21 protein-coding genes and 1 other annotated feature are annotated in these 18,856 nt (G+C 51.9%); of the genes, 15 read left to right on the top strand and 6 right to left on the bottom strand.

Annotated features, from left to right (window positions below; genetic code table 11):
- Nucleotides 1–2 precede the first annotated feature (2 nt).
- From argS to NOG13_RS06185, 3 genes are all read right to left on the bottom strand, one after another.
- Nucleotides 3–1,697 carry an arginine--tRNA ligase gene (gene argS / locus NOG13_RS06195; protein WP_283109708.1) on the bottom strand — a complete coding sequence of 565 codons (1,695 nt, stop codon included), beginning with the start codon at nucleotides 1,695–1,697 and terminating at the stop codon, nucleotides 3–5.
- On the bottom strand, nucleotides 1,684–2,130 hold the full coding sequence (locus NOG13_RS06190; protein WP_283109707.1) for a YwiB family protein: 447 nt from the start codon (nucleotides 2,128–2,130) through the stop codon (nucleotides 1,684–1,686). The genes argS and NOG13_RS06190 overlap by 14 nt, the downstream gene beginning before the upstream one ends.
- A 166-nt stretch (nucleotides 2,131–2,296) precedes the next feature.
- The gene (locus tag NOG13_RS06185) at nucleotides 2,297–3,385 is read right to left on the bottom strand and encodes a D-alanine--D-alanine ligase family protein (RefSeq protein ID WP_283109706.1); all 1,089 of its coding nucleotides are present in this window, start codon (nucleotides 3,383–3,385) and stop codon (nucleotides 2,297–2,299) included.
- Between the two features lie 334 nt (nucleotides 3,386–3,719).
- Between NOG13_RS06185 and NOG13_RS06180 the strand changes: the two genes are divergently transcribed.
- From NOG13_RS06180 to rplL, 8 genes are all read left to right on the top strand, one after another.
- Entirely contained in the window at nucleotides 3,720–4,520 is an 801-nt protein-coding gene (locus NOG13_RS06180; RefSeq protein ID WP_283109705.1) for a DUF7674 family protein, read from the top strand.
- 211 nt (nucleotides 4,521–4,731) lie between these two features.
- On the top strand, nucleotides 4,732–4,881 hold the full coding sequence (gene rpmG, locus NOG13_RS06175; RefSeq protein ID WP_016148174.1) for a 50S ribosomal protein L33: 150 nt from the start codon (nucleotides 4,732–4,734) through the stop codon (nucleotides 4,879–4,881).
- A gap of 20 nt (nucleotides 4,882–4,901) precedes the next feature.
- Complete coding sequence (gene secE / locus NOG13_RS06170) at nucleotides 4,902–5,147, top strand: preprotein translocase subunit SecE (protein WP_283109704.1); 246 nt, start codon at nucleotides 4,902–4,904, stop codon at nucleotides 5,145–5,147.
- A gap of 27 nt (nucleotides 5,148–5,174) precedes the next feature.
- On the top strand, nucleotides 5,175–5,696 hold the full coding sequence (nusG, locus tag NOG13_RS06165; RefSeq protein WP_283109703.1) for a transcription termination/antitermination protein NusG: 522 nt from the start codon (nucleotides 5,175–5,177) through the stop codon (nucleotides 5,694–5,696).
- A gap of 118 nt (nucleotides 5,697–5,814) precedes the next feature.
- Nucleotides 5,815–6,240 (top strand): 50S ribosomal protein L11, encoded by a 426-nt coding sequence (rplK, locus tag NOG13_RS06160; RefSeq protein ID WP_283109702.1) that lies wholly within the window; start codon nucleotides 5,815–5,817, stop codon nucleotides 6,238–6,240.
- A gap of 99 nt (nucleotides 6,241–6,339) precedes the next feature.
- Nucleotides 6,340–7,035, top strand: a complete 696-nt coding sequence (rplA, locus tag NOG13_RS06155; protein WP_283109701.1) for a 50S ribosomal protein L1 — start codon at nucleotides 6,340–6,342, stop codon at nucleotides 7,033–7,035.
- Nucleotides 7,036–7,069: 34 nt separating this feature from the next.
- Nucleotides 7,070–7,211, top strand: a sequence feature (ribosomal protein L10 leader region).
- A gap of 25 nt (nucleotides 7,212–7,236) precedes the next feature.
- The gene (gene rplJ / locus NOG13_RS06150; RefSeq protein ID WP_283109700.1) at nucleotides 7,237–7,773 is read left to right on the top strand and encodes a 50S ribosomal protein L10; all 537 of its coding nucleotides are present in this window, start codon (nucleotides 7,237–7,239) and stop codon (nucleotides 7,771–7,773) included.
- A 42-nt stretch (nucleotides 7,774–7,815) separates the two neighbouring features.
- A complete protein-coding gene (rplL, locus tag NOG13_RS06145) occupies nucleotides 7,816–8,190 on the top strand; it encodes a 50S ribosomal protein L7/L12 (RefSeq protein ID WP_283109699.1) in 375 nt (124 codons plus the stop codon).
- A gap of 125 nt (nucleotides 8,191–8,315) precedes the next feature.
- Here the strand turns inward: rplL and NOG13_RS06140 are convergent, their stop codons facing one another.
- Nucleotides 8,316–9,665 (bottom strand): D-alanyl-D-alanine carboxypeptidase family protein, encoded by a 1,350-nt coding sequence (locus NOG13_RS06140; protein WP_283109698.1) that lies wholly within the window; start codon nucleotides 9,663–9,665, stop codon nucleotides 8,316–8,318.
- A 147-nt stretch (nucleotides 9,666–9,812) separates the two neighbouring features.
- On the opposite strand from NOG13_RS06140, the gene NOG13_RS06135 reads away from it, so the two are divergent.
- Complete coding sequence (locus NOG13_RS06135; protein WP_283109697.1) at nucleotides 9,813–10,463, top strand: metallophosphoesterase family protein; 651 nt, start codon at nucleotides 9,813–9,815, stop codon at nucleotides 10,461–10,463.
- Nucleotides 10,464–10,662: 199 nt separating this feature from the next.
- Nucleotides 10,663–13,164, top strand: coding sequence for an SH3 domain-containing protein (locus NOG13_RS06130; RefSeq protein WP_283109696.1), 2,502 nt, complete (start codon nucleotides 10,663–10,665; stop codon nucleotides 13,162–13,164).
- Nucleotides 13,165–13,218: 54 nt separating this feature from the next.
- On the opposite strand, the gene NOG13_RS06125 is transcribed toward NOG13_RS06130, so the two are convergent.
- On the bottom strand, nucleotides 13,219–14,751 hold the full coding sequence (locus NOG13_RS06125) for a YifB family Mg chelatase-like AAA ATPase (protein ID WP_283109695.1): 1,533 nt from the start codon (nucleotides 14,749–14,751) through the stop codon (nucleotides 13,219–13,221).
- Between the two features lie 111 nt (nucleotides 14,752–14,862).
- Between NOG13_RS06125 and NOG13_RS06120 the strand changes: the two genes are divergently transcribed.
- On the top strand, nucleotides 14,863–15,495 hold the full coding sequence (locus tag NOG13_RS06120) for a sigma-70 family RNA polymerase sigma factor (RefSeq protein ID WP_283109694.1): 633 nt from the start codon (nucleotides 14,863–14,865) through the stop codon (nucleotides 15,493–15,495).
- Here NOG13_RS06120 and NOG13_RS06115 read toward each other — a convergent pair.
- Entirely contained in the window at nucleotides 15,492–15,992 is a 501-nt protein-coding gene (locus tag NOG13_RS06115; RefSeq protein WP_283109693.1) for an acyl-CoA thioesterase, read from the bottom strand. The two genes, NOG13_RS06120 and NOG13_RS06115, sit on opposite strands and share 4 nt — an antisense overlap.
- Before the next feature lie 91 nt (nucleotides 15,993–16,083).
- On the opposite strand from NOG13_RS06115, the gene ispD reads away from it, so the two are divergent.
- The 4 genes from ispD to NOG13_RS06095 all read left to right on the top strand — a co-directional run bounded on the left by ispD (nucleotide 16,084) and on the right by NOG13_RS06095 (nucleotide 18,824).
- On the top strand, nucleotides 16,084–16,791 hold the full coding sequence (gene ispD, locus NOG13_RS06110; RefSeq protein WP_428849319.1) for a 2-C-methyl-D-erythritol 4-phosphate cytidylyltransferase: 708 nt from the start codon (nucleotides 16,084–16,086) through the stop codon (nucleotides 16,789–16,791).
- Entirely contained in the window at nucleotides 16,788–17,261 is a 474-nt protein-coding gene (gene ispF / locus NOG13_RS06105; RefSeq protein WP_283109691.1) for a 2-C-methyl-D-erythritol 2,4-cyclodiphosphate synthase, read from the top strand. The genes ispD and ispF overlap by 4 nt, the downstream gene beginning before the upstream one ends.
- A 174-nt stretch (nucleotides 17,262–17,435) precedes the next feature.
- Entirely contained in the window at nucleotides 17,436–17,660 is a 225-nt protein-coding gene (locus NOG13_RS06100; protein WP_283109690.1) for a putative Se/S carrier-like protein, read from the top strand.
- A 3-nt stretch (nucleotides 17,661–17,663) separates the two neighbouring features.
- Nucleotides 17,664–18,824, top strand: coding sequence for an aminotransferase class V-fold PLP-dependent enzyme (locus NOG13_RS06095; protein WP_283109689.1), 1,161 nt, complete (start codon nucleotides 17,664–17,666; stop codon nucleotides 18,822–18,824).
- The last annotated feature ends 32 nt before the right edge of the window (nucleotides 18,825–18,856 follow it).

Here is an 18,856-nt window from a genome sequence, read left to right as displayed (position 1 = left end):
GGTTACATACTTTCCGGTGCCGTGATTTTGAACATCGACAGCACGTTTTTCAGCACGGTCGCAGTTGCAAGGCAAAGGTTGAGTCTGGCAGCCGCCAAGCTTTCTTCTTCACCTTTTACGCGGCAGTTCGTGTAAAACTTGTGGAAGAGCGTCGCCAGCGTGATGACATAGCGCATCATGCGGGCCGGGTCATAGTCGCGAGCAGAGGCGATAATCTCTTCCGTGCAGGAGGCAAGGTGACGAATCAGTTCGGTTTCTTCCGGAGCCGTCAGCAGGGCGAGTTCTTCATCGGTGCAGGGCCGCGGATGTACGCCTTCGGCGGCAAGATTTTTCAAAATGCTGCAGATGCGCGCATGAGCGTACTGCACATAGTACACGGGGTTCTGCGAATCCTGCTGAACCGCGAGGTCAAGGTCGAAATCCATCTGAGAATTGGCTTCACGCAGATTGAAATAAAAGCGCGCCGCATCGACGGGTACTTCCTCCAGAAGGTCAGCTAGCTGAATTGCCTTGCCGGTGCGCTTGCTCATTCTCACGACTTCGCCGCCGCGCACAAGGCGCACCAGCTGAATCAGAACGATGTCGAGCTTGCTTCCGTCGAGGCCGATGGCGTCCAAGGCCCCCTTTAGGCGGGCAACGTGGCCGTGGTGGTCGGCGCCCCATACGTCAATGACGCGGTCAAAGCCGCGCTTTGCGAATTTGTTGCGGTGGTAGGCGATGTCCGCCGCAAAATAGGTCGGCGTGCCGTTCTGGCGAATCAGAACTTCGTCCTTTTCCGCACCGTTTGCGGTCGCGCGGTACCACAGAGCGCCGTCCTTTTCATAAGTCATGCCGCGCTGTTTTAGAATCTCTATGGTTTCCTGAAGTTCTCCGTCATTGTGCAGAGTGCTTTCCAAGAACCAGTTGTCGTAAACAATGCGATATTTTTCAAGGTCGGCCTTCATCTTCTCGATATTCTTCGGCAGAGCAAAGTCGACAAGCGCCTTTTCACGGGTTTCCGCGTCGGCGTTGACGTATTTGTCGCCGTACACCTCGGCGAATTCCTTGGCGCGCTCAATAATATCTTCTCCGTGGTAGCCGTCCTCCGGGAACTCAACGGCATCTTCGCCCTTGAAAAGCTGCAGATAGCGCGCACCCAGCGAATGGCCGAACTTCAGAATCTGGTTGCCGGCGTCGTTTACATAGAATTCGCGCGTTACGTCAAATCCCGCTGCATCGAGCACGGCTGCGAGGCAGTCGCCGAGGGCACCGCCGCGCGCGTTGCCCATGTGCATCGGGCCGGTCGGGTTAGCGGAAACGTACTCGACCATGACTTTGCGCTTTTTACCCCAGTCGCTGCGGCCGAATTCCGAACCCTGCTCCAAAATCTCCTTAATGATGTCGCCGTAAAAGCGGCGGGCAAGGAAAAAATTCAGAAAGCCGGGGCCGGCGATTTCGCAGCGCTCAAAGTAAGTTTTGCTCAGGTCGATTTTGTCGGCAATCACCTGCGCGATTTTGCGCGGCGGCATGCGAAAAGCCTTTGCGCTGACCATCGCCACGTTGGCGGCGCGGTCGCCGTGGGTACGGTCAGCGGGAATTTCGATTGTAAATTCGGGAATCTCGGCCTGCGGAAGAGCGCCGGACTCCATTCCGCAGCGGATTGCCGCAAGTATTGCATTCCTTAAATCTTCAATTGCTTGGAGCTCAATTTTTAACATCGTTGTTTTTTGCCTCCTTGACGGTGATGGAAAGTTCGTTCATGCTGGAAAGAACGGAATTGATGTCCAACGTGTAGCGGACTTTCAAGCTTCCGCCCTTGTCGTCGAGATTGGAGTCGAGCTGACTGGTAAAAATGCCGACCGTCAGGCATCCGTAGCCTGTGTCATACTGGCAGAGATGGCGCTTGCCGTTTTCCAGAATCAGCCGTGTGCTGTCTCCGCCTTTTCGCATCAGGGTCAGACGGTTATTGCCGTCGATTTTCAGTATGGAAGTGCGTGTCACAGGCACTGTGTCGGAGGCGTATTCCTTATATACAATGTAACGGCTTAAGCCGCGCTTTACATAGGAGCCGAATGTAGTAAGTTCTACACTGCCCTCTTCGCCGTCCACTCTCTGCGAGCCTTTTATGGAAATAAGATAATTTTCCTGCATTTCATTCTCCCTCAAAGGAAATTGAGAAAATAGATCCGTGTCGTCCGGACGCTGAGTCTTACGGACGGCTGTATGCAGCCCGGTTATTCCTTCCTTTTGCACAGTTTGTACAGTCCGGTGCGAGGCCGTCGCATTGGCGGCCTCGCCGCTGATGTGCTGTACCTTTTTACTTCTTGAAGTCTTGCGCATCGTCTTGAAAGGACAGCTGAATCAGTCGGTCAAGGAGTTCGCTGTAAGAAACGCCGGACGCATCCCACAGTTTCGGATACATGCTGATGGGTGTGAAACCCGGAATTGTGTTCAGCTCATTGAGAAGAATCTCTTTCCCGTTCCGCACGAAGAAGTCGACCCGTGCAAAGCCCCGGCAGCCGAGAAGGCGGAACGCACGCTGAGCGGTGGTGCGGATTTGCGCCGCAACATCATCGTCAAGATGCGCCGGAATATTCAGCTTGGAAGTGCCGTTCTTATATTTGTCGTCGTAGTCGTAAAATTCCGCGGAGGCGACAATTTCACCCACGATGGGTGCTGCTTTCGGGTCGGTGTTGCCGAGAACAGCACATTCGACTTCTTGGCCGCAGACGGCTTCTTCCACGAGAATCTTGTCACTTTCGGCTGCTGCCGCTGCTACCGCGGCGTCTAGTTCCGCTTCGCTGTTGACCTTGGTAACGCCTACCGAGGAGCCGGAATTTGCGGGTTTTACGAAAACAGGATAACCGAGGCGTGCCTCGATTTTTGTCTTGATTTTCCGGATGCCGTCGCCCGTGTAGCTGGTGCGGAAAAACCAGAGGTAGTTCGCACAGTGGATGCCGGCGTTGGAAAGCAGCGCATGGGTGATGGCTTTATCCATGCATACAGCGGAAGACAGGGTGCCGCACCCCACAAACGGAAGGCCGCTCAGCTCCAGCAGGCCCTGAATGGTTCCGTCTTCGCCGTTTCTGCCGTGCAGAACGGGGAAAACACAGTCTACCGGAAGTGTGGTGAAACCTTCGGAAGATTCCACAACAAATCCGCCGATGCCGCGGTCGGGAGAAAGGAAGGCGCGCTTCTTTTCGTCACTCTGTTCCCATTCTCCGGTCGGGATTTTTTCATCCGGGCCGGTGTAAAGGAACCAGCGCCCGTCTTTCGTAATGCCGACGCGCACAATCTCGTATTTATCCCGCGGCAGATTCTGAATGACGGAAAATGCAGAAACACGGGAAACTTCATGCTCCGAAGAGCAGCCGCCAAAAAGAACGGCTATTTTTTTCTTTTGCATCAAGAAAATTCCTCCAGCCTCTGTTTCGTGCTCTGTTCGGCACGCAGAGGGAAAATCCTAAGAAGATTCCGGCCAAAAAGCATTGGCCAGCCAGCGGACAGCACCGCGCTTTGGCAGTTCCGCCCGCGTATTGTCCGAATCCTACAAGTACATATCATAGCACAACGCCACATGCGGTGCAAACATATTTTGGAGCCGTATGCCGGCAAATTCGCTGATGACAAAAGGTTTGCCGTGTAGTATAATCATGTAGTATAATAATATATCCTTACAAAGCAAATCATGCAGGAAGACAAGACAGCGGATGAAATTCCGTTACAGGAGTGAACGATAATTGGAGCAGAACGCATTTGATTATGTAACGCAAAAAGTAGGCGAAGTGCTTCAGGAGCGGGGCTTCAGCCAGGTTAAGAATACCGCCGCGGAAAAGGACAAGCAAAGCGTGGTGTTTGCAGGGGACGACCTCGCTTACGGCATTGTTTACCAGGTGGACAAAAAGCGCTTTGAGCTGAAAAAATGCGGCATGACGGACGAAGGCCCGGATAAAAAGTGGAAGTCGGTTTCCGTGTGGCTTTTTGACCCGGAAACCGATTCTAAGGACCAGTTGCAAGACATCGTAAACGACTTTACGGATTCTGTCGCGGGGCAGATCCAGAAAGCGGTTGGTCAGGCGCAGAAAAAGAAACGCCGCAAAGATGACGACAACAACGTAGACACCATCTTTTTCTTCAACCGCTTTGTCGGCATTTTCCCGGAGCTGAAAGATGAGCTGAACGACGAACGCAGCCTTTACGGTCAGGTTCGCTCCGTGACATTCACCAGAGAGAAACTCTTGCCGAAAATCGAAGAGCTGTGCACATCCGGCGGAAACACATCTGCCGTGAACCGCTGCGCCACTCTGCTGAGTGAAATGTATGTTTCCGGCGACCTCGATGTGCGTTCCATTATCACGATTGTACTTCTGAACGGATTGAGCGAACGCGCCGTGGAAGCCTTGAAGCCGAACTTCTCTCAGGAGCTTGCAAAAGCTCATAAATCTGCCCTTAAGATGAAGGGCAAGAAGGTAAAGCCGGAAAAGAAGAAAAAGCGCAGCCAAATCATGGCGGCAACCCTTAACGAAATGGATCGAAGGTAATTCTTTTACCGCCTCGGTTCCAAAAACCGAGGCGGTATTTATTGGACATTCACATTTCTGAAAATATAGCTTGACACTAGTAAAGCGGTGTGTTACAATAATTTTACCTCGGTAAATGGGGTTATTTTTTTTGCATCCGTTTACCCTGAGGGAGGCCGCAGCTCCGCAAATTAGGAGCTAAAAATTTTTCCGTATTACGGGAGGTGCCGTTATGAGAGTGAAAGTAACTTTGGCCTGCACTGAGTGCAAACAGCGCAATTATGACACGATGAAGAATAAAAAGAATGACCCGGACAGGCTTGAGATGAACAAGTACTGCAGATTCTGTAAGAAACACACGCTTCACCGTGAGACCAAGTAATGGGGACGGAGGCAAAATGTATGGCTGAAAAGACAGAGTCGGTGAAGAAGAAAGAACACTTCTTTACAAAAGCCAGCAAAGGAATTTCAAAATTTTTCCGCGACACAAAAGGTGAGGTCAAAAAAATGGTTTGGCCCACGCCAGATACCGTTTTTCGCAACACCGGTGTCGTACTCGTTACCATCTTGATTATTGGCCTCTTTGTGGTGGGGCTGGATTTTGTGTTTGTCAATCTGCTCAGTTTGATCATGAGCGTCGCAAAATAACGATTGATTCGATCGGAGGGGCTATCTTTGCCAGAAGAAGCAAAATGGTATGTTATACATACCTATTCCGGGTATGAAAACAAGGTTGCCTCAAATCTTGCGAAGACGGTGGAGAACCGGCAGCTTCACGATCTGATTCAGCAGGTGCTTGTTCCAACCGAAACCGTCAAGGAGATTAAGGATGACAAAGAACGTGAAGTAGAACGTAAAATCTTCCCGGGCTATGTCCTGGTCAAGATGGTTCTTACTGACGAATCCTGGTATATTGTCCGCAACATCCGCGGCTGCACAGGCTTTGTAGGCCCGTCATCCAAACCCATTCCGCTTACCCCGAATGAGGTTGCGCGCCTGGGTGTTGAAAAGAAAGAGGTTAAAGTTTCTTATGGAGTCGGAGACTCCGTAAAGATTATCGCCGGCCCGCTGGAAGGGTTTGTAGGCGTCGTCAGTGAAGTGGACAAAGAGAAAAACCGCGTCCGCGTCACCGTTTCTATGTTCGGTCGCGAAACGCCGGTAGAGCTGGAGCTCAATCAGGCGGAAAGCATCGAATAAGTTTTCTTTCAGAATAATCGGCGGGGCAGCCCGCCCTTTATGAGGGGATTTCCCCTGTGGGAGGAGCGAAAAATTTCCCGCTCCGCCATCAACCACGAATTTTGGAGGTGCAGTAAAAATGGCACAAAAGGTAACAGGCTTCATTAAGCTTCAGATACCTGCCGGCAAAGCAACCCCGGCACCGCCGGTCGGACCTGCGCTCGGCCAGCACGGTGTCAACATCATGGCATTTACGAAGGAATTCAATGAACGCACAAAGAATCAAGCTGGAATGATTATCCCGGTCATCATCACCGTTTATGCGGACCGTTCTTTTACGTTCATTACCAAGACTCCGCCGGCTGCTGTTCTGATTAAGAAGGCATGCGGAATCGAAAAAGCTTCCGGCCAGCCGAACAAGACAAAGGTTGCGAAGATTACCCGCGAGCAGATTAAGAAAATCGCGGAAACAAAGATGCCGGATTTGAATGCCGCTTCTCTTGAAGCAGCAATGAGCATGGTCGCCGGAACAGCCCGCAGCATGGGCGTTGAAGTCGTCGACTGATATAGAACGCCAGCGCTAAGACGAGCGTTCTTCTGTTCTCTTATTCCCGGTGGGAGGAACTTGAAATCCGATTTTACCACTTGACAGGGAGGAAAACCTATGAAACACGGTAAAAAATACGTCGACGGCGCAAAGCTGATCGACCGCACGAAACTCTATGATCCCGAAGAAGCTCTTGATCTCTGTGTCAAGACAGGGACCAAGAAATTCGACGAAAGTGTCGAAGTTCACGTAAAGCTCGGCGTTGATAGCCGCCACGCTGACCAGCAGGTTCGCGGTGCTATCGTCCTGCCGAACGGCACGGGCAAAACCGTGCGCGTCCTCGCCATCTGCAAGGGCGACGCTGCTAAAGAAGCAGAAGCAGCCGGAGCAGATTTTGTTGGTGCAGAGGAAATGATTCAGAAAATCCAGAATGAAAACTGGATGGACTTCGATGTGCTGATTACAACACCCGACATGATGGGTCTTGTCGGCCGTCTCGGTAAGATCCTCGGCCCCCGCGGCTTGATGCCGAACCCGAAGGCCGGCACTGTTACTCGTGAAATCGGCAAAGCCATTAAAGAGGCAAAGGCCGGTAAGATTGAGTACCGTCTCGACAAGTCCAACATCATTCACTGCGTCATTGGCAAGGTGTCCTTTGGCAAGGAAAAGCTCGTCGAAAACTTCGATGCCCTTCTCAGCGCCATTGTGAAAGCAAAGCCGGCAGCTGCGAAAGGCCAGTATATCCGTTCTTGCGTCGTGGCTTCCACCATGGGCCCCGGCGTGCGCATCAACCCGAACAAATTCAGCGCCTGATTTGACAGACGGCCGAATTTGTGGTATAGTGCTCTAAGTTAATAGAACTTATTCAAAGACAGCAGGTGCTTTTAGCATAATGTTTTTTCCAGCCTGCCGAGAATAAGGATCAATGCACGATTTTGTGTTTTGAAGCCTTTTCTGCGGCAAGCGGAAAAGGCTTTTCTGTTGTTCTGATTCTGTTACTGGAGGTGAATAGATTTGCCAAGTCAAAAGATTTTGGAAGAAAAGAAGAAGCAGGTTGCTGATCTTTCTGAAAAACTGAAGGCGGCTCACACGGGTGTTATTGTTAACTACAAAGGCATCACGGTGGCTGACGACACAAAGCTCCGTAAGGAACTCAGAGAATCCGGCAGCAACTACAAAGTGGTTAAGAACTCGATTTTGCGCCTTGCTTTGAAAGAAGCGGGAATTGAAGGCCTCGATTCCATTCTGGAAGGCACAACGGCAATTGCCGTGAACACAGAGGACTATGTTGCCCCGGCTAAGGTTTTGAATAACTATGCCAAGAAAAACAAGAACTTTGAAATCAAAGGCGGCTTCATCGACGGAAAATCCGCCACTGTAGCTGAAATCCAGACTCTGGCAGAGCTGCCCTCGAAAGAGGAACTCGTGGCCCGGACTCTCCGCGGCTTGAATGCCCCGATTTCCGGCTTCGTTACGGTGCTCAACGGCACTCTCAGAGGCCTGGTTATTGCATTGAATGCAATTGCCGAAAAACAACAACAGTCCGCTTAATCCCTATTACAAAAATAAAAATTTATATGGAGGTTCTCTACTATGTCCGATAAAGTTGCAAAGCTGATTGAAGACGTTAAATCCCTTACCGTTCTTGAGCTCTCCGAGCTTGTAAAGGCTCTCGAAGATGAGTTCGGTGTTTCCGCTGCTGCTCCTGTCGCTGTTGCTGCTGCTCCGGCTGCTGCTGCTCCGGCTGCTGAAGAGAAGACTTCTTTCGACGTCGTTCTGAAGAGTGTTGGCGATCAGAAGATTCAGGTCATCAAGGCTGTTCGTGAAATCACCGGCCTGGGCCTGAAGGAAGCTAAGGACCTTGTTGATTCTGCTCCGAAGACAATCAAAGAGGGCGTTTCCAAGGACGATGCAGAAGCTATGAAGGAAAAACTCACAAAGGTCGGCGCAGAAGTCGAGTTGAAGTAAGTTTCCCTTGCAATCAGCAAAGCCGCCGCTTCGGTGAAAACCGGGGAGGCGGCTTTTTTGCGCATAAAAATACCACCTGTTTTTGGCAGGTGGCATTTCGGTTCTTATCCCCTTGAAGTGCTTCATTACATATTTTTATAATGTTTTACCTTGCGCAGCGTTTTGCGCTTGCGGTTGTAAATAATCGCAAGAACAATATAAACAACCAGCAGGAAAATGACAATGCCTGCAATAATCAAGAACCAAGTGGAAGTTACAATTGATTTTGCAATATCGGTCGTGTGGAGCACTTCGCTTCGCTCCACAGAATCGGCCGCAACAAGTTTGATGGTCGCGAGCTTTTGGTTGGCGTAGCTGACGGTTGCGGTTCCGATGACCTGCCCTTTCTTGATGGGGGCTTCCACCGATTCCGGAAGGTTTGGAGTGACAATAATGCTGCTCGTTTGCACATTTTTCGGGAGAATACAGGAGAAGCTCTTTTCTGCCGTAACCTGCAAGGTGTCTTTGTTCCAAGCGTATTTCAGCGGAACTTCACCGAGGATAGTGGTCGAGTCCACGGCCTGTTTCAGCTCCAGATTCCTCAGCGCCCAGCGGTAGAGGGCGGCTGAATCAAGCATTTCGCCGTGCGTCGTGATTGCATTGCCCTTGCTGTCAACAGAAGGAGCGCCGAGCGCAACACAAAGGTAACTGTAACCGTCGGCAGAGGCTGTGGATACAAGGCAGTAGCCGGATTCATCGGTATGGCCGGTCTTGATGCCTTTGGCATAGGTGTAATAATACTTCGGGTCGCTGCTCATCAGCATCCGGTTCGTCGTGGAAAGAACGGTTTGCTTTCCTGTGTTCGGCCCGCCGATCGGTTTATAGGTATAGCTGAGCTGGTTGCAGATTTGCATGAAGTACGGAAGGGACATGGCATATCGGGTAATTTTGACAAGGTCCGCTGCGGTGGTGTAGTGGTTCGGGTCATGCAGACCGTGCGGGTTCATAAAATGGGTGTTCGTGCAGCCGAGCTCTTTGGCTTTTTCGTTCATCATATCAACGAATTTCTGAACATCCCCGCCGCCGACATAATCGGCAAGGGTCAAGGCGGCATCGTTGCCCGACGGAACCATCATACAGTTCAGCAGCTGGTAGGCGGTAGCTACATCGCCGACTTGAATACCGGACATGGAACTGCCCGTACCGGAGAGTTCATCTAGGATTTTCTGCTTGACGGTGATTTTTGTCCCCTGCAGGTCCTTGATGTGCTCGACGGCTACGATATATGTCATGATTTTTGTAATGGAAGCCGGCTCGCATTTTTCGTTGGGGTTCTTTTCGTAGACAGGTACCCCGGTGTCGAGATTTACCAGTTCAATTGCTTTCGAGTATGTGTCAAAATCAATGTGAAACACCGACGCTTGCGCTTTTATCGGAAAAAGCACAGTGCAGAAAATCAAAAATGAGGAGAAAAGGGCGGCAGCCTTTTTTATCATGGAAATTTTGCCTCCGATGTGATATGATAACAATGCATTGCTACATATTTTCAGTATAACAGTTTTAGAAGCAAATGAAAAGAAGATTCGACCGCAACAATATTTTCCGCGCGGAAATTATCCGCGCGCAGCATGGAGGAAAGAAACGTGATTTATGTTACGGGAGATACCCACGGGGAAATGCAGCGCTTTCACTCGAAGGAAATGCGAAAACTGAAAAAGGGTGATACGCTGATTATCTGTGGGGACTTCGGCTTTCTGTGGGACGGCGGTGCGAAGGAGGAAAAGTGCCTCCGCAAGCTCGGGAAAAAGAAATATCAGATTTTGTTTCTGGACGGCACCCACGAGAACTTCGACCTTCTTGCGAAATATCCGGTGGAGGAATGGAACGGCGGTAGGGTTCAGCATATCAGCGGCAACCTCTATCATTTAATGCGTGGAGAGGTCTATACCATTGAAGGCCATAAGATCTTTACGTTCGGCGGGGGAGAAAGCGCTGAGAAGCAAATCCGCATGGAAATGAAGCGGTGGTGGCCGTGTGAAATGCCGAATCTCGAAGAAATGCGCAGGGGAGCCGATAACCTGCGTGCGAACGGGTTTGAAGTGGATTATATCATCACGCATATGCCGCCGAAGATCGACGTGAAAACGGAGAATCAACTCGAAGCCTACTTCAGCCAGATTATGAAGCAAACCAAATATAAAAAATGGTTCTTCGGGTCCCAGCATATTGACCGCAAGATTACCTATAAAAATTACGCGGTATTTAACAGCGTACTTCCCGTTGAAGATACATAAAAATGAAATAATTTGCTGGAAGAAATATGCACAAAAATCGGGGTGACAATTTAGCACCCCGATTTTTGTGAATTTTTTTGACAAATTAAGCAGAAGGCGGCTCTCTGCAAGGGTTGTAACATGCCAAATAATGCTGTATAATATAGCAAAATGTAGGATTATGCTTTGGAATTTTATTGGTCAAATGGGAGGAATTGAATTGCAGAAAACATCGCGCCGCTTTTGGCGGACTTCGTTAGCGGCAGTTTGTGCAGCCGTTCTTTTGTTTACGGCTGTTCCGCTCGGGAGCAGCGTGTCCGCGGCCACAACGGCAAAAACAACAGATTACCTCAATTTAAGACAGGGGCCGGGTACCAATACAAAGGTCATTCTGACTCTGATTAAAAATGCCACGGTAACGATTCTGGATAATTCGGACAGCCAGTGGGCGAAGGTTAAGACTGTCAGCGGGTATGTCGGATACTGCTTTAAGCAGTATCTGAGCTTTTCGGGCAGTCAGAACACTTCGTCATCTTCTTCCGGAATCACTGCTAAAACGACAACGGCTTTGAACATGCGAAACGGCCCGTCCCTCGGCAACGGGATTATTACCGTTCTCAAGACCGGTACTTCGTTGAAGGTGCTTGATAATTCCAACCGCGACTGGGTGAAGGTTCAGACTTCCGACGGAAGGAGCGGTTGGTGCTACCGCCAGTACCTGGCAATTTCAGGTGCTGCAAGTTCCACAAGCTCAAATACTTCAACTTCTTCCTCCGGCTCATCTTTGACCGCGGTAACAACGGATTACTTGAATCTCCGCACCGGTGCAGGGTTGAATTACCGTGTTATTCTGACGATGAAGAAAGGTTCCACCGTCACGGTGCTTGATAATTCCAACCGGTCTTGGGTAAAGGTTCGCACAGCGAGCGGAACACAGGGCTGGTGCAGCAGGGATTATCTGAAGATTTCAAGTTCCACATCTTCATCATCCTCGTCATCATCTCGTTCTTCAAGTACCACAACTTCTTCCAGCAGTTCCTCCAAAGCTTCTAGCTCTTCTAGTTCTTCCACTTCTTCCAACTCCAGTTCTTCCGCCTCTTCCGGTTCAACAGGGAGCACGAGCACTCCTTCCACTCCGAAGCTGACGGGTGCGCTCGTGCAGGTTAACGATTTGCTGCGGCTTCGTTCCGGACCAGGCACATCTTACAGTGTGCTTGGATACCTGAAAAATGGTACATATCTTACCGTACTTGAGCCACCGAAGAATAGCTGGATGAAGGTGAAATGGGGAAGCACAATCGGATATGTCTGCACGGACTATGTGAAGTTTCTTTATGACGGCGATACAGGTTCCAGCAATTCCATTTCGATTTCCACGACTTCTGCAAAAATTCCGCAGGGCAAAACGCTTTGGATTAAGGCTTCCGGCTCCGCTACCTGGACAAGCAGCAACACCAAAGTTGCAACCGTCCAGAACGGATATGTTCTGGCTGTCGCGCCCGGAACAGCGGTGATTACCGCCGCTTCCGGTTCTGCAAAAGCTGTCTGCAATGTTACAGTCACTGAGGCAGAACCTGTCCGCGCTGCTTATGCGTCCCCGAATATTGCGGCACCGGGCAGCGCCGTAACGTTTACCGCAGTTACCGATACGCAGCGTGACGGTGTCAGGTTCCTCGTTACGATGCAAAACGGAAGTGTGCGGACGCTGCAGGCTTCTCTCTCAGCAACAAACACCACAAATGGCGTTACGACAAAAGTTTGGACGGCTTCTACCAAGTTTGATACTGCCGGCGTGTACTCCTTTACGGCGGTTTCTTCCGTCAAAGGCGTTTACAGTTCCGGCGGCGTCGCTTCCGATGTGATGGTAGCTACACAGGGCGACCCAGAGGTTTCCACGAACGAATCCCGCCGCGCTTCCGATCAACTTATCAACATGATCGCTAGCTGGGAAGGGTACAGCGCTACGGTTTATGCCGATAAACTTACCTACAACAGCATTCCGACAATCGGCTACGGCTTTACACTCAGCTCCAACGCGGTTTTCTACAACAATCTCAGTAAGCCGGAGGCTTGGGCTCAGTTGGTGAACACGGTTAACCACGGTTCTTACACTACAGAACTGAACCGGATGATTGCCGCGAATAATTTCAAAATGAATCAGAATCAGGCCGATGCCTTGATTAGCTTTGCTTATAACGTCGGCGCGGGATATTTCAACTCTTCGCAAGAGATGGATTTCCGCAGGATTATGAAAAATGCGGTTGTACCGCCCGAAATTCCATCGTCAGGATTAGGCGCGAAGGTTACATACAGCACATCCATGCGCCAAAACCATACGTTCAATTCCAACCCAATTTGCAGCGGCGTTTCCAACGGCACGTCCGTAACGGTAATGGATGTCTGGAAAGAAAAGAAGAATGATGTCTGGTATAAGGTTCGCCTTTCAAACGGGGAGACCGGTTGGCTGAATGCAGGCTATGTCAATTTCAATAATTCGGATAAAATGGAACATGACCTGAATTACACCAATGCAACGGCCTTCGGTTCCGAATTGATTTTGTGGAATCAGGCAGGAGGAAACTTCGTTGCGGGGCTTTTCTACCGCTGCCTGAATGAAGCGAACATTTACAACTACGGAGATTTCAAGAACGACAGAAGTTACCTTCTCAGCAATCCGTATGGATATACATTCCCGAAATCCGCTTCCGTCCTTACAGGCTGAATCCAAAAAGCAAGCGCACTCCTTCATTCCGGAGTGCGCTTTTTCCTTAGAATCCTAAAGTTCTTTCAGCCAGTATTTCCGGTCGAGGCTGCGGTACCGCACTGCCTCGGCAATGTGCTGCGGCTCTATGGTTTCCGAACCGTCAAGGTCGGCAATCGTGCGGCAGACCTTCAGAACACGGTCGTAGGCACGGGCCGAAAGTCCGAGACGCTCAAAGGCAGTTTTCAGAAGATTCCGGCTTTTTTCCGACATGGGGCAGAATTCTCTGAGCCGGTCAGGCGTAATGCGCGCGTTGCAGGTGATGCCGGTGCCATGGAAACGCTGGTTCTGTATCGCACGGGCGGCGTTGACCCGCTTGCGGATTTCCGCGGAGCTTTCCGCTTTTTCATCGGAGGAAAGCTCGTCAAATTCCACGGGAGGAACCTCAATGTGAAGGTCAATCCGGTCCAGCAGCGGGCCGGAAACGCGGGAGAGGTATCGCGTCACCGCCTGCGGCGAACAGATGCACCTGCGCTTCGGATGTCCAAAATAACCGCACGGGCACGGATTCATCGCGGCAACGAGCATGACGGAGCAGGGATACGAAACGGTGCCGCCTGCGCGGGAGATTGTCACCATACCATTTTCAATCGGCTGGCGGAGAACTTCCATGGCTCCCCGGGAGAATTCGGGAAGCTCGTCCAGAAACAGAACACCGTTGTGCGCAAGCGAGATTTCGCCGGGGCGCGGAATACTTCCTCCCCCGGAGAGTCCGGCGGGCGAAACGGTGTGATGGGGGGCACGAAACGGCCGTGTGCGGATTAGGGAAACGCCGGGCGGAATCGCCCCCGCTATGGAATGAATTTTGGTGGTTTCAATCATTTCTTCAAAGGTCATGTCCGGCAGAATGGACGGCAGTCGTTTGGCGAGCATGCTTTTTCCCGAGCCGGGCGAACCGACGAGGAGCACATTATGCCCCCCGGCTGCCGCAATTTCGAGCGCGCGCTTCGCCTGCAGCTGGCCGCGCACATCGGCGAAATCAGCAGCGGGGGGAGAGATAAGATTCTCCGTTTCATTTGCAGAGGCCGGCGAAATGGCTTCGGCACCTGTCAGGTGGCGGAGCAGCTCTGGAAGATTTTTGACGGGAAAGACGTCCAGCCCCTTTACAACAGCACCCTCCGCGGCATTGTCGCAGGGAACAAATATGCGCCGAAAGCCGCGCTTCTTTGCCTCAATGGCCATGGGAAGAACACCGCGGACGCTTCTTACTTCGCCTGTCAGAGAAAGCTCGCCGATGAAGACGCTGTCGTCGGTGCCGCAGTCGAGCTGTTTGCTGGCTTTCAGCAGTGCAATCAGCACGGGCAGGTCATAGAGCGGCCCTTCCTTTTTCTGGTCAGCCGGCGCGAGATTCACCGTAATGCGGCTGACGGGAAATTCATACCCGCAGTTTTTGATTGCGGAACGCACGCGGTCGCGCGATTCTTTCACCGCGGTGCCGGGAAGGCCGACCACCTCGAACGACGGAAGCCCCTGCGAAAGGTCGGCTTCCACTTCCACAGGAAAAGCCTCCATGCCATACAGGCCCATGCTGTACACGTGAGAAACCATCCGATAATTCCTCCTGCGTATATTCTTTTGACATTATACTCCTATCTTCGACGGGTTTCAATGCAATATTCCCGTCGAGGAGGGCGGTTGACTTACGCCCGGTGTTAGAGTATGATGAAACTCAAATCATCGCATTTTCCGGGGGTGATGGATTTGTCCGCCCACAGAATCGACAGTCTTACAGCCTGCGACGATGCGCAGTTGGCGGCGCTCGTTAAGGAAGGAAACGCAGAGGCATTTGCCGAGCTGACGGAGCGCTACATCTCCTTTATTCGGGCAAAGGTTTCCCCTTACCATGCTGCCGGTGTGGAATCAGAGGATCTGTGCCAAGAGGGCCTCTTGGGCCTTCTCCTTGCCGCGGAGAGTTATAATCCGGAGCGCAGCGCCTCGTTCCGCACCTACGCGGATGTTTGTATTTCAAACCGCGTCATCATGGCCTACCGTTCCGCGATGGGCAAGAAAAACAGTCCGCTGAGCAATTTCGTTTCGCTCAGCGGGGAAGATGCGCCGGATTTTCCTGCGGACTGTTCCGCGGACCCGCAGGTCCTTGTTGACAACCGAGAAAGCTTTGAAATTTTTCAGAAACGCTTGGAGCAGCTTTTGACACCTATGGAGCAGAAAGCCCTCCGGCTTTATCTCAGCGGCTGCAGCTACCGCGAGATTGCAGAAAAAATGTCCGTCACCGAAAAGGCGGCGGACAATGCCCTTCAAAGAGTGCGCAGCAAACTGAAACACGCCTACTAAAACATCTCGGAGCGCCGTTTTTCGCGGAGCTGGCGGCGTTTTTCACCGGCTTCCCACTCGGCTTTTTCGGCCGGTGTTTCGCAAATCAGCCGCGGCACGGGTGTCGGCTTGCCGTTTTCGTCAAGTGCCACAAGTACAAGATATGCGGTGTTTACAAGTTTCCGGTTGCCGTCGAGGGCTTCCACATAGCTGTCGACCCGAACTTCCATGGAGGTTTTGCCCACATAGGTCATTCGTCCGTAAAGAACGACGACGTCATCGGGGAAAACGGGTTCTTTGAACTGCAGGCTGTCGATGACGGCGGTTGTAACGTTGCGGTTGCAGTGGCGGCGTGCGACAGCGCCGGCAACAATGTCAATCCATGCAACGAGCTGCCCGCCGAACAGACGATTCTGCGAATTCAGATGAGCTTTAAAAACGGGCTGCACCTGCTCAATTTCAGAATCGCTAACACGTTTTGCAGGCAGCTCCGGTGTTGCTAAATAATCTTTTTTCATCCTCTTCACCATTTTCTTACGTTTTTTTCTTTTACTATATCCTGATAATCAGGAAATAGCAAGCAGTCTTTTAGAGTTAGGAGCCATGAATTTGAGTAACGGAAATCAGTGCTGTGCGGTAATTCTTGCCGCAGGCGCTTCCACAAGAATGAATCTTTCTGTTGGAAAACAATTTTTTCCCCTTCTCGGAATGCCGTCTGTCGCTCGGACGATTTTGGCGTTCGAAAAGGCAGGCGAAATCGGTTCAATCGTCGTCGTCTGCCGGGAAGAGGAGCTTGACCAAATGCGAATCATCGCACGCGGAATCGACGCGAAAAAAATCATCTCCATTGTCCCCGGCGGGGAAACACGCCAGCAGTCCGCCGCCGCGGGCCTTGCGGCTGTTCCGCACGAAGCGGAGCTTGTGGCGGTGCACGACGGTGCCCGTCCGCTTGTCCGCCCGGAGGAGATTGACGCCTGCGTTGCGGACGCGCGTGAACATGGCGCATCTGCCCTTGCCGTTCCGGTCAAGGACACCATTAAGATAACGGACAGCGCCGGCTTTATCGATTCCACGCCGGACCGCAGCTGCCTTTGGGCGGTCCAGACGCCGCAGGTGTTCCGCCGCAGCGATTATGAAGCCGCCATGCGCCGGGCGCAGGAGGAAAACGCAGATTACACCGATGACTGCCAGCTTCTCGAGCATATGGGCGTTCGAGTCCATCTCTGCCGCGGAAGCTACGAGAATATCAAGCTGACAACGCAGGACGATATCATCACCGCAGAGACCATTCTGCGGCGCAGGGAGGAATCGGTATGAGAATCGGTCATGGATATGACGTGCATCGGTTTGCCGAGGGAAGAAAATTGATTCTCGGCGGCGTTGAGATTCCAGCCGAAAAGGGGCTTCTGGGCCATTCGGATGCCGATGTCCTCACGCACGCGATTATGGATGCCCTGCTCGGCGCCGCGGCGCTCGGCGACATCGGAACCCATTTCCCGGACAATGACCCGGCTTATGCCGGTGCGGACAGCCTGAAGCTGCTGGCGAAGGTTTGCTCGCTGCTGGCCGAAAAGAACCTGCGCTTGGGGAACATCGACGCGACAATTATTGCACAGGCACCGAAGCTCAAACCGTATATTATGGAGATGCGGAATAACATCGCAAGAGTATGCGGCGTGCCCGCCGACAGCGTCAGCGTGAAGGCAACCACGGAAGAAGGTCTCGGATTTACCGGAAACAAGGAGGGAATTGCAGCACACGCGGTTTGCCTTCTGGAACAGCTATAAGCAAAGCAGGGGTCTACAGCATATCCTGTATTACTAAAGGAACCGCCGGTTCTTTTCCATGAGGATCTGACCGGCTCATTTTCTGTTCGGATCGGCGTTCCATCACCGTTTTCTGGGCAGCAGGCCTTTCGTCCAGGCTTCTGATCGGCGGTTCGCCAACGGAGGGGATTTGCTGTGGGAAGACCTATGATTCTCATTGGATCAGTCACCTATGCGATGAAAGGGCAAAGACTTCTTGCCCATTACGGAATTCGTTCAAGTGTCGAAAGGATTTATCATAATTCGGACGGCCGTGGCTGCGGCTACGGACTTTATGTGCCGATTCGCACAGATGAAGCAGAACGGATTCTACGCCAGTCCGGAATACCCGTGGCTGGACGTGACGTGTGGGAGGGCTGATGAATGATTTACCTTGATAATGCTGCTACTACTTATCCGAAACCGCGTGAAGTGCGTGCAGCCGTGGCGAACGCACTGGTTCGGTACGGAGCGAACCCGGGAAGAGCGGGCCACAGCTTGGCAATGGCTTCTTCCGAAGAGATTTTCCGCTGCAGAAGCGACGCGGCGGAATTTTTCCATGCACCCGGCCCGGAATGCGTGGCGTTCACTTTGAACTGCACGCATGCCATGAACTATGTGATTAAGGGGCTGCTGAAACCGGGTGACCATGTCGTCATTTCCTGCTTGGAACACAATGCGGTCATTCGTCCGCTTCATGCTTTGAAAGCATTCGACATAACCTATACCGAGGCTCGTGTTTACCCCGGCGACAACGACAGTACGGTAAATTCGTTCCGCAAAGCGCTGCGCCCAAATACCAAGCTTGTCATCTGCACTCATGCATCGAATGTGTGGGGAATTCGTCTGCCGGTGGAGCGCATTGCCGCGCTTGTGCATCAGTATGAAATTCCGATTGCCGTAGACTGTGCCCAGACGGCCGGTTTGCTGCCGATTGACTTGCAGGACAGCAAGATTGATTACCTCTGCGTAGCCGGGCACAAAGGCCTTTACGGCCCCATGGGGACCGGTATGCTCATTACGGCGAAAGGTTCCTCGCTCGCAACGCTGATTGAGGGCGGAACCGGCACGGAATCTATCAACCCTGTGCAGCCTTCCGGCATGCCGGAACGCATGGAGAGCGGAACCCTGAATATGACGGGAATTGCAGGCCTAAGGGCAGGAATCGGTTTTGTGCGCCGCCACGGAATCCAAAGAATTTTTAACCATGAAATCTCTTTGATGCGTGAACTGCACCGCCAGCTGGCTGCGATGGACGGCGTTGTGCTTTATACTCCGGCGCCTGACCCGAAATACTATGTTCCGGTTCTGTCCTTCAACATCCGCGGAATGCAGAGCGAGATAGTCGGCCGTCAGCTGAACGAGTTAGGCGTTGCGGTTCGTGCCGGACTGCATTGCGCACCCGCTGCTCACCGCTTTATGGGAACAATCGAGACAGGAGCCGTAAGGGTCTGCCCGTCTGCGTTTACGACCATGCAGGATATTCAGGGCGCCGCGAATGCCGTAAAAAGAATCTTAGTCAAAAAAAGACAGACAAAGCATTGAAAGTGCTAGTAAATATGTTAAAATAAACTAAG

The sequence above is a fragment of the Thermocaproicibacter melissae genome (genome assembly GCF_024498295.1).
GTDB lineage: Bacteria > Bacillota > Clostridia > Oscillospirales > Acutalibacteraceae > Thermocaproicibacter > Thermocaproicibacter melissae.
Note: the sequence above shows the minus strand (reverse complement) of the source record. Positions and strands in the feature narration are given on the sequence as shown.

Coding starts and splice junctions, on each gene's coding strand:
- argS (WP_283109708.1), bottom strand. CDS start 1,697: ATGTTAAAAATTGAGCTCCAAGCAATTGAAGATTTAAGGAATGCAATA.
- NOG13_RS06190 (WP_283109707.1), bottom strand. CDS start 2,130: ATGCAGGAAAATTATCTTATTTCCATAAAAGGCTCGCAGAGAGTGGAC.
- NOG13_RS06185 (WP_283109706.1), bottom strand. CDS start 3,385: ATGCAAAAGAAAAAAATAGCCGTTCTTTTTGGCGGCTGCTCTTCGGAG.
- rpmG (WP_016148174.1), top strand. CDS start 4,732: ATGAGAGTGAAAGTAACTTTGGCCTGCACTGAGTGCAAACAGCGCAAT.
- secE (WP_283109704.1), top strand. CDS start 4,902: ATGGCTGAAAAGACAGAGTCGGTGAAGAAGAAAGAACACTTCTTTACA.
- rplK (WP_283109702.1), top strand. CDS start 5,815: ATGGCACAAAAGGTAACAGGCTTCATTAAGCTTCAGATACCTGCCGGC.
- rplA (WP_283109701.1), top strand. CDS start 6,340: ATGAAACACGGTAAAAAATACGTCGACGGCGCAAAGCTGATCGACCGC.
- rplL (WP_283109699.1), top strand. CDS start 7,816: ATGTCCGATAAAGTTGCAAAGCTGATTGAAGACGTTAAATCCCTTACC.
- NOG13_RS06140 (WP_283109698.1), bottom strand. CDS start 9,665: ATGATAAAAAAGGCTGCCGCCCTTTTCTCCTCATTTTTGATTTTCTGC.
- NOG13_RS06125 (WP_283109695.1), bottom strand. CDS start 14,751: ATGGTTTCTCACGTGTACAGCATGGGCCTGTATGGCATGGAGGCTTTT.
- NOG13_RS06120 (WP_283109694.1), top strand. CDS start 14,863: ATGATGAAACTCAAATCATCGCATTTTCCGGGGGTGATGGATTTGTCC.
- NOG13_RS06115 (WP_283109693.1), bottom strand. CDS start 15,992: ATGAAAAAAGATTATTTAGCAACACCGGAGCTGCCTGCAAAACGTGTT.
- ispF (WP_283109691.1), top strand. CDS start 16,788: ATGAGAATCGGTCATGGATATGACGTGCATCGGTTTGCCGAGGGAAGA.
- NOG13_RS06095 (WP_283109689.1), top strand. CDS start 17,664: ATGATTTACCTTGATAATGCTGCTACTACTTATCCGAAACCGCGTGAA.